This is a genomic window from Nitrincola sp. A-D6, from assembly GCF_000764495.1.
Taxonomy (GTDB): Bacteria; Pseudomonadota; Gammaproteobacteria; order Pseudomonadales; family Balneatricaceae; genus Nitrincola.
In genome coordinates this window covers 1-14,395 of record NZ_JRLB01000108.1, presented here as the reverse complement: position 1 = coordinate 14,395, position 14,395 = coordinate 1, and the positions used below count along the sequence as shown (strand labels likewise).

Annotated in this window: 15 protein-coding genes and 1 pseudogene; 4 read left to right on the top strand and 12 right to left on the bottom strand. The window is 51.7% G+C overall.

Annotated elements, in window-relative coordinates; all coding sequences use genetic code 11:
• The 3 genes from LH51_RS17245 to LH51_RS19610 all read left to right on the top strand — a co-directional run.
• Positions 1 to 583 (top strand): sugar phosphate nucleotidyltransferase (locus tag LH51_RS17245; RefSeq protein WP_268746594.1); only part of this gene is annotated, 583 nt, incomplete at its 5' end.
• Between the two features lie 250 nt (positions 584 to 833).
• The gene (locus LH51_RS19615; RefSeq protein WP_052063902.1) at positions 834 to 1,739 is read left to right on the top strand and encodes a phospholipase D-like domain-containing protein; all 906 of its coding nucleotides are present in this window, start codon (positions 834 to 836) and stop codon (positions 1,737 to 1,739) included.
• Between the two features lie 32 nt (positions 1,740 to 1,771).
• Positions 1,772 to 2,137, top strand: a complete 366-nt coding sequence (locus LH51_RS19610) for a phospholipase D-like domain-containing protein (RefSeq protein ID WP_052063901.1) — start codon at positions 1,772 to 1,774, stop codon at positions 2,135 to 2,137.
• Between the two features lie 439 nt (positions 2,138 to 2,576).
• On the opposite strand, the gene LH51_RS17235 is transcribed toward LH51_RS19610, so the two are convergent.
• From LH51_RS17235 to LH51_RS17225, 3 genes are all read right to left on the bottom strand, one after another.
• A complete protein-coding gene (locus tag LH51_RS17235) occupies positions 2,577 to 4,082 on the bottom strand; it encodes a fumarate hydratase (RefSeq protein WP_036524646.1) in 1,506 nt (501 codons plus the stop codon).
• A gap of 155 nt (positions 4,083 to 4,237) precedes the next feature.
• Positions 4,238 to 5,914, bottom strand: coding sequence for a methyl-accepting chemotaxis protein (locus LH51_RS17230; protein WP_036524643.1), 1,677 nt, complete (start codon positions 5,912 to 5,914; stop codon positions 4,238 to 4,240).
• Positions 5,915 to 5,973: 59 nt separating this feature from the next.
• Positions 5,974 to 6,876, bottom strand: a complete 903-nt coding sequence (locus LH51_RS17225; RefSeq protein WP_036524640.1) for a cation diffusion facilitator family transporter — start codon at positions 6,874 to 6,876, stop codon at positions 5,974 to 5,976.
• A gap of 150 nt (positions 6,877 to 7,026) precedes the next feature.
• Here LH51_RS17225 and LH51_RS17220 point away from each other — a divergent pair, with 150 nt between their 5' ends.
• Entirely contained in the window at positions 7,027 to 7,911 is an 885-nt protein-coding gene (locus LH51_RS17220) for a LysR family transcriptional regulator (protein WP_036524649.1), read from the top strand.
• Between the two features lie 51 nt (positions 7,912 to 7,962).
• Here the strand turns inward: LH51_RS17220 and LH51_RS17215 are convergent, their stop codons facing one another.
• The 9 genes and pseudogenes from LH51_RS17215 to LH51_RS17175 form a co-directional block, all read right to left on the bottom strand.
• Positions 7,963 to 8,232: a hypothetical protein gene (locus LH51_RS17215; protein ID WP_144244315.1), complete on the bottom strand. Its 270-nt coding sequence runs from the start codon at positions 8,230 to 8,232 to the stop codon at positions 7,963 to 7,965.
• On the bottom strand, positions 8,204 to 8,395 hold the full coding sequence (locus tag LH51_RS17210) for a hypothetical protein (protein WP_144244314.1): 192 nt from the start codon (positions 8,393 to 8,395) through the stop codon (positions 8,204 to 8,206). Before LH51_RS17210 ends, LH51_RS17215 begins: the two co-directional genes overlap by 29 nt.
• Complete coding sequence (locus LH51_RS17205; RefSeq protein ID WP_036524632.1) at positions 8,395 to 8,823, bottom strand: UbiA family prenyltransferase; 429 nt, start codon at positions 8,821 to 8,823, stop codon at positions 8,395 to 8,397. The genes LH51_RS17210 and LH51_RS17205 overlap by 1 nt, the downstream gene beginning before the upstream one ends.
• A 9-nt stretch (positions 8,824 to 8,832) precedes the next feature.
• A pseudogene (gene trhP, locus LH51_RS17200) lies at positions 8,833 to 10,166 on the bottom strand (prephenate-dependent tRNA uridine(34) hydroxylase TrhP).
• A gap of 78 nt (positions 10,167 to 10,244) precedes the next feature.
• The gene (locus LH51_RS17195) at positions 10,245 to 10,544 is read right to left on the bottom strand and encodes a hypothetical protein (protein ID WP_036524629.1); all 300 of its coding nucleotides are present in this window, start codon (positions 10,542 to 10,544) and stop codon (positions 10,245 to 10,247) included.
• On the bottom strand, positions 10,541 to 11,179 hold the full coding sequence (locus LH51_RS17190; protein ID WP_036524626.1) for a hypothetical protein: 639 nt from the start codon (positions 11,177 to 11,179) through the stop codon (positions 10,541 to 10,543). The genes LH51_RS17195 and LH51_RS17190 overlap by 4 nt, the downstream gene beginning before the upstream one ends.
• Before the next feature lie 153 nt (positions 11,180 to 11,332).
• Positions 11,333 to 12,976: a chaperonin GroEL gene (gene groL, locus LH51_RS17185; protein WP_036524623.1), complete on the bottom strand. Its 1,644-nt coding sequence runs from the start codon at positions 12,974 to 12,976 to the stop codon at positions 11,333 to 11,335.
• A 64-nt stretch (positions 12,977 to 13,040) separates the two neighbouring features.
• The gene (locus LH51_RS17180) at positions 13,041 to 13,334 is read right to left on the bottom strand and encodes a co-chaperone GroES (protein WP_036524620.1); all 294 of its coding nucleotides are present in this window, start codon (positions 13,332 to 13,334) and stop codon (positions 13,041 to 13,043) included.
• A 221-nt stretch (positions 13,335 to 13,555) separates the two neighbouring features.
• Positions 13,556 to 14,035: an FxsA family protein gene (locus LH51_RS17175; RefSeq protein ID WP_036524617.1), complete on the bottom strand. Its 480-nt coding sequence runs from the start codon at positions 14,033 to 14,035 to the stop codon at positions 13,556 to 13,558.
• Positions 14,036 to 14,395: the final 360 nt, after the last annotated feature.

The window sequence follows — 14,395 nt, the reverse complement described above, 5'->3', positions numbered from 1 at the left end:
AGCTGGCCGCAGTAAAACCGCGCTGCTGGAAAGTATTCGTGACATTCTACCCGCCGGGGTTGAAGTGATTAGCGTGCGACAACCCAAGGCACTGGGATTGGGACATGCGGTACTCTGCGCCGCGCCGATAGTCGGCAACGAGGATTTTGCGGTGATGTTACCGGATATGCTTATTGATAATGCCGGTCAACAGCGCGATATGTCCTCTATGGCAGCCGCCTGGAAAACTTCCGGACTGGGACAGATCATGGTTGAAGGCGTACCAGAAGACCAGGTACAGCGCTACGGCATCGTCGACTGTGCCGGTGTTGCAGTAAGCCCTGGCGAAAGTGCCGATATCCGCGGCATGGTTGAAAAACCGGATGTTGCCTCCGCGCCATCCAATCTCGCCATTGTAGGACGTTACATTTTACCTGCGCGTATCATGTCTTTGCTCAAGGATACTCAGCCAGGAGCCGGCGACGAAATACAGTTAACTGATGCTCTGCAGACTCTGCTTTCAGAATCTGCCTCCAAGCCTACTCCATGGCAGGTAAACTGTTCGACTGCGGCAACAAAGCTGGACTGTTACAAGCCAATGTAGCCTTTGGCCTGCAACACCCTGAAACAGCTGATGCGCTGCGCGCTTATCTTGACACACTGTAAATGCCAATCCGACCCCGTAGCGGGGTCGGACCCAATTGATAACTTCCTTATGAAATGACTGGTTTATTCGACCTTTTCATAATCCTACTACTAGTCGGAATTCCGCTCGCTCTGTCCTTGGTCTGTTCAACTCACATCCTTTTGACCAAACGTGACAGTCGCGCCAGCATTGCCTGGATGGGACTGGTTTGGCTTGCCCAGTACTGGGGGCGTTAACCTACCTGCTATTTGGTATCAATCGCCTGCATTCTCGTGCCAATGAATGGAAAAAAAAGCTGGCCGATAACCGCCGTGATAGCCTACAGCCATTTCTACCTGATATGCTCGCACAATGCGTACCTGAACCCATGCAAACCTTGTCGCGACTGGCTGACAAGGTCTCCAATCAACCCCTGCTGGCTGGTAATGCGATTTCACCACTATTCAACGGTGATGAGGCTTATCCACGTATGCTGGCAGCGATTGACTCTGCTGAACACAGCATCACGCTGAGTACGTTTATTCTGCGTAATGACAAACTTGGCAAGCAATTCGTTGATGCGTTGAGTCGAGCGGCCGAACGCCAGGTATCCATTCGCCTGCTGGTGGATTACATGGGCTTTCGCTATTCCTTTCCAACACTGAAAAAACGCCTTAAAAAGGCCGGTCTGCAATATGCTGAATTTATGCCGCCTAACTGGCCGCGTACCTTTCCTTTTCTCAACCTGCGCAACCACCGTAAGCTACTCATCGTAGATGGCCGCACAGGCTTTACCGGTGGCATGAATATCAGCGACCATCACTGCCGTGATAGCCGTCAGTGCATTCCCATTGAAGATATTCACTTTTTAGTTGAAGGCCCCGTCGTAACTGAGTTGCAAAGTATCTTTGCTGAAGACTGGTATTCAAGCACTGGTGAAGAGCTAGAGGGTGCTCTCTGGTTCAGTACCCCAGAAACACCCGGCAGCACCCTCGCTCGCGCAATTGCTGATGGCCCGGATGATCGCTTTAACATGTTGAGACAGCTGATGCTGGGGGCGATAGGGTCAGCGCAAACCCGGATACGCATCATGACTCCCTATTTTGTACCAGATGCCAGCCTGGAAGAAGCCTGATTACCGCCTCGCTACGGGGCATCCAAATCCAGTTGCTGTTACCCGGACGCAACAACCTTAAACTGGTCGATTGGGCGTGCCGTCACCATCTGCTGGAAATGGTCCGTCAGGGGGTGGAAGTCAGATTCAGCTCAGAGCGTTTTATTCATTCCAAACTGTTTATGCTGGATGAGAGCTGGACACTGTTCGGCTCAGCCAACTGGGATAACCGCAGCCTGGCGTTGAATTTTGAGTGTAATGTGGAGTGTTATGATAACTGGCTGACGCAGCAGTTGAATCAGCATTTTGATACGCAGTTTGCCCAAGCCACACCTGTAACACTGAGTGACCTGCAACAACAATCCCTGCCAATACGCTTGCGTAATGCAGCGGCGGGGTTGTTGTCACCTTATCTTTAGTGCCACGTTGGGTAGTGCCACGCTGGGGTGGTGGTATCGCTTTGGTGTGACGCGCTTTTCGCCATCCCTGGCCGCTCGACTGCCGCCGTCCTGGCGGCAGACGGTCACTCCAAAGCGATACCACCACCCCGCCAAAACCCAGTGCCAGTCCAACTATCGATTGGGACAGAGCAAGCAGCATGGCCACGGCATAGATCGTTGAATTGAGATTCAAACTCTCAGTCTGATAAGAGATTTGCGCAAATACCGATTTGAAACCGTCTGTACGCGGGCACCCAGGTTTGGGAGGGCTGATGGGATCGGATCTGGCTGACCCTGTGCGCCAGGGAAGGCGCACTGGAGCCCCCAGGGATGGGTTCACGGCGTGTCAGCTAGATCCGGCCCATTAGCCCTAAGATCTACAGAGGCTTAAGTCTCATCAGCGCCAATGCCCCCGATTTTATGCACTCTTAGCGATAATATCTTTCCACTTGGCAGGGCCAGTGTTGTGTACGGACTCTCCATTCACATCAACCGCTACGGTTACCGGCATATCCTTAACTTCAAACTCATAGATAGCTTCCATACCCAGCTCCGGGAAAGCCAGCACCTTGGCGCCGACTATGGCTTTGGAGACCAGATAGGCCGCACCGCCTACTGCCATCAGATACACCGCTTTACTGTCCTTGATCGCCTCAATGGCAATAGGACCACGTTCGGATTTACCGATCATCCCCAGAAGACCCGTGGTCTCAAGAATCTGACGGGTGAACTTATCCATGCGGGTTGAGGTTGTCGGCCCTGCTGGTCCCACCACTTCATCGCGGACAGGGTCCACAGGACCGACGTAGTAGATAAAGCGCCCTTTCAGATCTACCGGCAGGCTTTCGCCATTATTGAGCATCTCGATCATTTTCTTGTGGGCGGCATCACGGCCGGTGAGCATTTTGCCGTTGAGTAGAACGGTTTCACCCACTTTCCACTCAGCGACTTCTTCCGGGGTAACTTCATCCAGATTGACGCGACGGGTATTACTACCCACTTCAAAGGTCACTTCGGGCCAGTCTTCCAGGCTGGGTGGTGTGAGTTCGGCCGGGCCGGAGCCATCCAGGGTAAAGTGCGCATGACGCGTGGCGGCACAGTTTGGAATCATACATACCGGCAGAGAAGCGGCATGGGTCGGGTAATCCATGATCTTGATATCCAGCACGGTCGTCAGACCACCCAGGCCCTGTGCACCAATGCCCAGGGCGTTGACCTTATCCATGATTTCCAGACGTAACTCTTCAATACGGTTCTGTGGTCCACGTTCACGGATTTCATGAATATCAATCGGGTCCATCAACGACTCTTTCGCCATGACCGCGGCTTTTTCTGCGGTACCACCAATGCCTATGCCCAACATACCCGGCGGACACCAGCCAGCGCCCATAGTGGGTACGGTTTTGACAATCCAGTCCACAATACTGTCTGACGGGTTCAGCATCGCCATTTTGGATTTATTCTCAGAACCGCCGCCTTTGGCCGCGACATGCACTTCGACTTCATCGCCTTCGACTATCTCGTAATGGATAACCGCCGGGGTATTGTCTTTAGTATTCTGACGCTTACCGGCCGGATCAGCGAGAATGGAAGCACGCAGTACGTTATCCGGATTCAGGTAAGCACGGCGTACGCCTTCGTTGACCATATCGGTCACGCTCATCTGTGCATCCCACTGTACATTCATGCCCACTTTCAGGAACACCGTGACGATACCAGTATCCTGACAGATCGGACGCTTGCCTTCAGCACACATACGCGAGTTAATCAGAATCTGTGCCATGGCATCCTTGGCAGCGGGATTTTCTTCCCGTAGATAGGCTTCATGCACCGCTTTGACAAAATCAATCGGATGATAGTAGGAAATGAACTGTAGCGCATCGGCGATGCTGCTGATGAAATCGTCTTGGCGAATTACGCTCATGGGTGACTTTCTCCGGTCAGACATTTATCAATTAATTGACAGGCGGATGTAGAGTCTGGCCCTACACCCGTAAAAACGCACATTATACCTAAAACTGACGCTATTTCCGTCAGGTTTTAGTCGTAGTGCTATTAGTCGTAGTACCGCGAGGAAGCTCAGCTAAGCTTAAACTGCTGAACGTGTTGCTGCAGACTGGATGACAAGCGCGCCAGTTCCTGACTGGCCGAAGTCACCTGATTCGCCGCGGTGGCGGTTTCATCAATTGCCTGTGTGATGTTAGTGATATTCTGATTGATCTCTTCGGCAACAGAGGATTGTTCCTCAGCCGCTGTTGCAATCTGCGCATTCATATCATTAATCGCTGTCACAGAGGCGCTGATGGCTTTGAGTGCTTCACCGGCATGATTTGCCTGCTCCACAGTTTGCAAACCTTGCTGCCTGCCCTGCTCCATCTGCTTGGCAGCCTGGCCAGAACCATCCTGCACCCGATTGATGCGCGCCTGGATATCACCGGTGGACGCCTGAGTGCGACTGGCCAGTGAACGCACTTCATCAGCTACCACCGCAAAACCACGACCCTGATCACCAGCACGTGCCGCTTCAATGGCCGCATTCAACGCCAAGAGGTTGGTTTGCTCGGCAATTTCCTGAATCACGCCCAGCACAGAACCTATCTCATCACTATCTTTAACCAACTGAGTCATACTGTTGGCTGATTTTTCAATCTCGGCCGCCAGCCGATTGATCACCTGCACCACTTGGGTCACTACCTGCATGCCATTTTCAGTTTCGGAGTGTGCCGACTGTGCCGCATTGGAAGCCGAGGAGGCATTTTTGGCGACATCCATTACTGTGGCCGCCATCTCATTCATGGCAGTGGCTACCTGAGTAATCTCCATTTGCTGTAGTTGTACCTGAGTATTGGTTTGTGCACTGGATGCAGACAGTTCTTCTGCCGCAGCAGACACCTGCACCGAGGCATCCGAGATCTGTTTCATCAGTTTTTTCAGTGTATTAACCATGTCACTAAACGCTGCCAGCAAGCTATCTTCCGGTGCTTTGGAGGTATCAATTTTAACCGTCAGATCACCATCGGCTACCTGGCGCACCACCTGCTGTACATAGGCTGGCTCGCCACCCAACTGCCCCATTACACGACGGGTGATCAGGATGCCTGATGCCAGTGCTATGATGAAACCAATTGCCACAGCAATCATCGTGATAATCACTTCAAACTCTGCTTCAGCGATCGCGACAGAGACCATATCATCAGAAATCTGTAAATTTCGGCTAATCAACTCTTCGAGCTGCTGATTCATCGCCGCTGACACTGGAATTAAAGCCTCAAACTGACGCTGGAACTCTGTATACGCCTGCTGATAAGCTTCAGCTGAACCTGCCTGGCTCATGCGCAAAACCGCTGCATCCATACGCTCTGCCGCTTCACGCCAGTTACGCATCGCGCTCAACAGACGCTGATACATCGCTTCACCCTGCACCGTACGCGGTATAGTAGCGTACTGCGCCATAACCTCATCCAGGTGTTTCCATGAGGCATCACGCTGCGCCAGCAGATCAGTCAATTCACGCCCGGTATTCGGTGTCCACTCAGCCAGCAACATCATGCTCAGCGTTTGTGAACGGGTCATCAGTCGTTCTTCATTAATACCACCCAACAGGTTGACTGCAGGCAAACGCACCTCGCCCAACTCCACAATATCGGCTTTCATCCGCCCGCCCGCCCACATGCTGAGTAAACCAACCAGCAGTAAAATCACAGCAACGACAGAAAAACCCGCGATCAATAACACGCTTAATTTGATATTGCGCATAGACTAACTCCCCACGGTATTTGATTATCCGAACAATACGTTCCATCAGAGTGCGTAGATCACCGCAAAAGAGAAACAGCGCCGCGCGGCCACTTGGGGTAAAACAGAATCTGAGTCTTCACTTCCAGCGGAAAGTCACCGAATTGCTGATCAATCCGCTGCTGTAAACCTTCCATCTGCTGCACATGCTCAACGCCGATGGAGACTTCCAACAGTAGATAACTGCCCACCTTGGCCATTTTACTTTGTGATGGTTGGATACCGATTTCTGACAAACTGCGATACACACGTTTGCGCAGTTCAGGTTTAGGCGACATCATCATGATCTCACCCATCCCCTGCAGCATCATGCGCACTGGTACCGCCATAATGTACACAGAGACCAACACCACCAGCAGAGGGTCCACATACACGGCCCAGTGTGCATAGGCTGTCCAAGTCATACCCCAGGCGATCAGCAAGCCCAGCAGCACCGCTGCACTGAGCAGACTGTCCATACACCATTGTTTTGCCTCTGCATCGACCAGAGCCGACTGGTGAATGAGATTACAGTACTGCAGATAACGCCAAGTGAATACACAACCCATCACGCTGAAAAAAGCAAACCCTGTCGCCATATCAGCGACTATTTCTCGTCCTCCTGTCATCAGCGCATTCAGTGCACTCAGCAGCGAAATCAGACACACTAACAGGATGATGAAACCTTTAATGGCGATGACTAAAGGCTCGGCGAGAATCCGGCCAAAGTTGAAATGATTACTTGCAGGTAACCCTGACCAGCGTAAGGCCATTACCGATAACAGGGATAAGACCAGGCTGACAGACGAATAGGCGCCGTCAAACAGAATTGCCAAAGAGCCAGTCCACAGCCCGCAAAGGATGCCTGTGAAGGCAAAAAAACCTGAAACACCTGCCGAAAAAATTAGCGTTGACCTTTCACGGCCAACTTTAAAGAAAAGCATCACAACCTCATACCCACGCCGTATTACATGGAATTTTTACTGTTAATTAATGGTAAAAGCGGATTTTATCCGTTAATTTAACGAGGCATGAGTCGCTTAGCGACCAAAAAACCGTCTCTTGAGAATTCACTTTACGAGCACCACATCACCATGAGACCTATACAAGCTGAAGCTTTTCTGGCGGTACTGGAATCGGGATCAATTATTGATGCCGCGCGCCGGCTTAATCGTAGCCGCACAACGATCAGTGCGGCCATCAGCGCCTTGGAAGATGATTTGAATGCCGAATTGTTTGAGCGCTCAGGTAAATCAGTGCATCCGACAGATCTAGCCTGGTCCATTCAACCTGACTGCATGCGCTTTCTGCACACTTATCGTCAGATCCTGGCACGCTGCGAACTGGAGCGAGGGGGCATTGAAACCACCTTGCGGCTGGCCCGTGATGATTCCTTACCTGAAGCCTTCTGGCTTGAGGCTATGCGCTCACTGAAACAGCGTTTTCCACTGACGGGGATTTCCGTATATCTGGCACCACCCCAGGAGCTACCCGCCTTAGTATCCTCACAAACTGTGGATATTGCCTATGGTCTGGATCTAAACAAACACGCCGATAACCGCATCGCGGTTGAATCTCTGGCAGGTCTAAGGTTGATCATGGTTGCCAGCACCCAACACCCTTTATCACGCCTGCCAGAAGTAACGCCTGAAGACCTTGTCACCCACACTCAGGTGACACTGGCATTTGTAGACGCGGATGAGCAACTGGTTCCAGATATACTCAACAGCAGTAACTACCTGGCCCTGACTCAGTATGAGCTGATTCGGGATGCGGTCATGGAACATGCTGGCTGGGCCTGGTTACCGCAACCCCTGGTTGATCCAGCGGTACAGAACGGACAGCTTAAACTACTTAAAACAGCCAACGCCTTACTTTGGCAGGAGTTTAGCAGTTTTCACTTCAGCACAGACAGCAAGGGACAGGTGACCTTGCGACTAGAGGAAATACTGGCCAATTACCTGACACGTTTTAACTGAGACGTTTTAACTGAAAGTGCACGAGTGTGCACAGCCAAGTATCGAATAGACCTATACCAGCAACAAAACACAGAAAACAGTGCCAAACCCCAATAACAGCCGGGCGGTGGCAGGGGTCAAGGCAACGCGTTCTTTGGCCGGTGCTGGAGTAATCGGCAGGGTTTGGGCAGCAATAACAACACCGCAGCCAAGGGCCAGATCAGGTTCAGATAACCCATCCACCTCAGTGCCAGTGTCATCAACAACGCCACAACAAGCAACAGCCAATAAAGCCGAACTGCCTGAGGGTAGCCTATTCGCACCGTGAGCTACCCAGCCCATCGGCCAGGTCACCTTCATAGTCACGCAACTCATTACTAAGCAACAACAACGCCACCAGACAGCTAAGCGGCAAGGACAACCAGATAATACGCAGATCAAAAGGTGCACCGGCGGCCAGATAACTGCCGCTAATCATCAGCACACCCATCAGCCAAAATACCATCACCACACCCAAACCGCGGTTTTTATACTGTATTGGCGCCAGGTGTATCCCAGGGCCCCAACCAGGCCCACCAGGCTGATCCACAAGAGCGGCAACCCCGTCACAGACACCAGATACAGTCCGATCAGGGCAGCCAACAGAAAGCAGCCCAGCCCGAGGCGATAGTTAGTATGGATGCGCTGGCAAGCCAGTTGCAGTTCGGCGTTCGGATGTTCGGGCAGCAGTTTCAGGTCAGCATAGTCATTAATCAGATTCACACCAGCCTGCAGCAACACACCCGCCAACAGTATCAGCAGCACGTTCAGCGGCAACCAGTAACCCTCAGCATAGGCCGATGCGATACCAACCAGGCACGCCGTTAGCGCTACCGGAAAAGAGAAAGGCCGCAGCGCACGGTGAAAGTGGTACTTGCTTAAATCAGCACTCATGCCGTCAGACTAGGTACGAACCGGTGCATTAGGAAGGTCGCGCATCAACAAGGCATAGGTCATGTCGGTATCAAAGTCTAGCGGGATACTGACTTTGTGACCCGAGCCAGGAGCGGCATCTACCGAGCGCCATGTTTATCCAGCAACTCACTCAGACGGAAGCGCTTATTACCCGCAGGAGTCATCAGCTCCAGGGTATCGCCGGTTTCAAAGCGGTTTTTTACATCAATCTGCAGTAGCCCCTTATCACCATCATGACTGAGCACTTCACCAACAAACTGCTGATGCACGCCAACCGAGTTACCGGTTTCATAATTTTGGTATTGATCATGCACATGGCGACGGTAGAAACCTTCGGTATAACCCCGATTAGCCAGGTTTTCCAGCACATCCATAAGCTCCATATCAAATGGCTTGCCCAGGACGGCGTCGTCAATCGCTCTTCGATAGGCCTGCGCTGTGCGGGCAACATAATAGTGCGACTTGGTGCGCCCTTCAATTTTCAACGAATCCACACCCATCGCCGCCAAGCGGTGTACATGCTGAATGGCACGCAGGTCTTTGGAATTCATAATATAGGTGCCGTGCTCATCTTCAAAAGCTGGCATATAGTCATCAGGGCGCGACGCTTCCTGCAACAGCACTATTTTATCGCTCGGCATACCCTCACCCAGAGTCGGCTCAAACTGCTGTACCGGCACAATATCACCGGATTCATCCTGTTTCGCCTCGTGGGCATCGTATTTCCAGCGGCAGGCGTTGGTGCAGGTGCCCTGGTTAGGATCGCGGTGATTGATATAGCCCGACAACAGACAACGGCCTGAGTAGGCGATACACAGCGAACCGTGTACAAACACTTCGATTTCCATCTCCGGGCAGCGCTGGCGTATCTCTTCCACTTCATCCAGCGATAATTCGCGTGACAAAATGACGCGTTCAATACCGGCCTGATGCCAGAATTTTACACTCGCCCAGTTCATGGTATTGGCCTGGACCGACAAGTGAATCGGCAGATCGGGGAAGCGTTCCTTAACCAGCATAATCAAGCCGGGATCCGACATAATCAGTGCGTCCGGCCCCATCTCAATCACCGGCACGATGTCATCCATATAGGTTTTCAGTTTGGCGTTATGCGGCAGAATATTACTGGCAACAAAGAACTTTTTACCGCGCTGATGCGCATAGGCAATGCCTTCGGCAAGGTGATTGTAATTGAAATCATTATTACGCACCCGCAGACTGTAGCGCGGCTGCCCCGCATAGACGGCATCGGCTCCGTAGGCAAAGGCGTACTTCATGTTTTTCAATGTCCCCGCCGGGGACAGTAATTCTGGTTGTCGCATGATCACTCTACTCTGAAATTAAGCGCGCCATTGTGCCGATTTCAGCTCACAAAGGCAATTCAACGGTCTATTCGGGACTCAGTTCGACTGCAGCTGCACACGGTTAAGTTGCTCGCGCAACTGCAACAAATCACGGTTGATTAATTGCCGCGCATTATTGATGGCACGGATATCTTCACGCAACTCTGACAGACCAATTTCGATCACAGCCAGTTCATCAGGCCCTGCGGCCTCTTCGGCGGCGACCAGCTTAGCCTCAAGTCCGGCAAACTGACGCTTAAGGTCGTTCTCCAGTGATTGGTACTGTTGCTGAGCGGCTGTTAACTGTGTATCGAGTTCACTCAACTGTCTTGCAGATTGCAGCTGTTGCTCCGTCAAGGTCGAAACCTGGCTGTCAGTCGCTGTAATTGTTCTGAGCTCTGATCATTGGCGGCATCACCTGACCCGACCTGATCAGATAACTGTGCAACCTGTTGCTGCAACGTGGTGATCACAGTCTTCAGACGCTCAAGCTCGGCCAGCGGCTCACTCACACCCGCCACGCTAGTTGACAGAGTTTGTAATTGTGCCAGATTTTCTTGCTGCTGCTTCTGCAACTGCTCACGCTGAGAAACTTCCTGCTCCACACGTTGAAGCAACTCATCCAATCGAGATTGTGAAGTCGCACGATCAGCTGCTTGCGCCTCCTGCAACGCAACCAACTGCTCTTGCAGCGTATCACCGGAGCGTTCGAGCGTATCCTGGCTGACGGACAGACCAGATTCCAGCACATTCAAGCGCTGCTGTGATGCCTCCAACGCCTGACGCTGCTCCAGCAACAACCAGCCCATACCTCCCAGCGCCAGTACCAGAATCAATAACACCAGATTCAGCAACAAACCACTGCCACGTCGTGGCTCCAGGGGCGTTTGTGGCTCGCGAAGCTCAAGCTCATCGTCAAGCGGCGCTTTCGGATTCTGCACACTTTCCCGGATGCTTTCCGGATTAAATCGAGGTTCCAGTTTATCGCTCATGGTTCACTAGGTCCGCACCTGTTTGATCAAACGTAATCATATTCATCAGGGTTATATAACACAAAAACCCCGTTGTCTGTCAGCTTACCTCAGGTAATTGCCGACAGACAACGGGGTTTGGATCAGTCAGGGACTGGTCGGTGAGTGATCAGATCACATCATGCCGCCCATGCCACCCATACCGCCCATGCCACCCATATCCGGCATGGCTGGCTTGTCTTCTGGCAACTCAGCAACCATGGCTTCAGTGGTGATCATCATGCCAGCAATAGAGGCCGCTGCCTGCAGTGCTGCACGGGTTACTTTGGCTGGATCGATGATACCCATTTCCATCATATCGCCGTACTGGTCATTCGATGCATTGAAGCCGAATGAGCCCTTGCCTTCACGGATTTTGGAAACTACAACTGAGCCTTCACCACCAGCATTGGCAACGATCTGACGCAAAGGAGCTTCGAGGGCACGGAAGGCCAGCTCGATACCGATGTTCTGATCATGGTTATCACCCAGCAGCTTACCCACGTTATCCAGCGCGCGGATCAGTGCAACACCACCACCAGGTACCACGCCTTCTTCAACCGCCGCACGGGTAGCATGCAGGGCATCGTCAACACGGGCTTTCTTCTCTTTCATTTCAACTTCAGTACCGCCACCGACTTTGATGACAGCAACGCCACCGGCCAGCTTAGCCACACGTTCCTGCAGTTTTTCACGGTCATAATCAGAAGAAGTATCTTCGATCTGAACACGAACCTGCTGAACACGTGCTTCGATATCCGCCTGAGCACCTGCGCCATCAACGATGGTGGTGTTCTCTTTGGTGATATTGATACGCTTGGCTTGACCCAGGTGTTCCAGACCCGCCTGTTCCAGGCTCAGACCCACTTCTTCAGAGATCACCTGGCCACCGGTCAGAACAGCGATATCCTGCAGCATAGCCTTGCGACGATCGCCGAAGCCCGGTGCTTTAACCGCAGCAACTTTAACGATGCCACGCATGTTGTTAACCACCAGAGTTGCCAGCGCTTCGCCTTCAACATCTTCAGATACGATCAGCAGTGGACGGGAAGACTTGGCAACCTGCTCCAGTACTGGCAGTAATTCACGGATGTTGGAAATTTTCTTGTCAACCAACAGGATGTAAGGATCTTCCAGTTCAGCTGACATGTTTTCCTGGTTGTTGATGAAGTAAGGTGACAGGTAGCCACGATCAAACTGCATACCTTCCACAACATCCAGTTCGTTGTCGAAACCGGAACCTTCTTCAACCGTGATAACGCCTTCCTGTCCAACTTTTTCCATGGCTTCAGCAATGATACGGCCGATTTCGGAATCAGAGTTAGCGGAGATTGTACCCACCTGAGCGATGGCTTTATAGTCAGTACAAGGCACAGACATTTTAGCCAGTTCAGCCACAACGGCTGCGGCGGCTTTATCGATACCGCGTTTCAGGTCCATCGGGTTCATACCCGCTGCAACAGATTTCAGACCTTCGCTAACAATCGCCTGAGCCAGCACAGTGGCTGTGGTAGTACCGTCACCCGCTACATCGTTAGCCTTGGAAGCCACTTCCTTGACCATCTGTGCGCCCATGTTTTCGAACTTGTCTTTCAGTTCGATTTCTTTTGCAACGGATACACCGTCTTTGGTGATAACCGGGGAGCCGAAAGATCTTTCCAACACCACATTACGGCCTTTAGGGCCCAGGGTTGTTTTTACGGCATCAGCCAGAACATTCACACCATCCAGCATGCGCTGACGGGCATCATTACCAAAACGTACGTCTTTAGCAGCCATTCTTATAAATCCTGTTCAATAATTCTGTTTAAGATAGAAATAATCGGTATCAAAGACGCCAAACTCAGTCTTCAATCACCGCAAAAATTTCGCTTTCCTGCATGATCATCAGGTCTTCACCATCGACTTTAACGACGTTAGAACCGGCATATTGACCAAACAGCACTTTGTCACCCACTTTGACAGACGGCGCCTGAACATCACCATTATTCAGGGTGCGACCTGGACCGACAGCTAAAACTTCGCCACGGTTAGGTTTTTCAGCAGCAGAACCCGGCAGAACGATACCGCCTGCTGTGGTTTTTTCCTCTTCGCTGCGACGTATAACGACACGATCATGAAGTGGACGAATATTCATCTGGTTATTCTCCTGGTATGTAGGAACAGATTTAATTTTGTTGATTTTTTTAATTGTCAGCGTCTGACGTTGTCCTGTTGAAGGATGACAGTTAGTTAAGGCCAACCCTCGTCAAATTCAACAGAGGGACCGAAAAAATTTTCGGTGAGTCAGGGCGCTGAACCCTGACGCATATGTGGGGTGGGTAGAGAGGGATTTCAATATCAACACTGAAAAAAATTTCAGTCCTTACGTGTGTACTCGCCATCGATAATATCACCGGAGCGAGGTGTCGACTCAGAGTGACCGGGCGCATCACCAAACGGTGGGCTGTGAGGTGGTGGGGTTGAGGTGGCCTGCATCGATGTCACAACAGTCATACGTTGACTCAAAAAGTGCACCAATGCCTTGCGTGTATATGGGATCAGGCAGCAAAAGCCCACCACATCAGTTACAAAACCAGGGGTAACCAACAAGGCACCGCCGACGGCAAGTACGATGCCTTCACCCATTTCCTGACCGGGAATCTCGCCCTGATCCATACGCTCGCGGGCACGCATCAGCGTACCCAGGCTTTGTATGCGCAACATATTCACGCCGATAAAAGCTGACAAGAGCACCAATCCGACGGTATACCACACGCCGATCATCTGCCCGACATTAATCAGCAGGGTGATTTCAATGATTGGAACAATAATAAACAGTAAAAAAATAACCCGCATAAATATCCTCACTTGGCTAACCGATCATGTGATCATATTCAATCGAAGGGTGCAAGCGAAACACATTCACTGACAATGTCGAATGGAGTCAGGTTTGTTAAAATTAGTCTCTCTTCGAAAGTGCCATGCTTGGGATTCATGGCTACTGGCCTTGGACTAATGGGATCGGAGTTTGTCTGACTCGCCGTAAACCCATCCATGGGGGCTCCAGTGCGCCTTCCATGGCGCACAGGGTCAGCCAAATCCGATCCCATCAGCCCTCACTACCTGGGTGCCAGATTTAAGTTGGTTTGGCAGAGGAATTTGGGCGGGGTGGTGGTATCGCTTTGGTGGGACCGTCTGCGCCCGGATGGCGGCAGT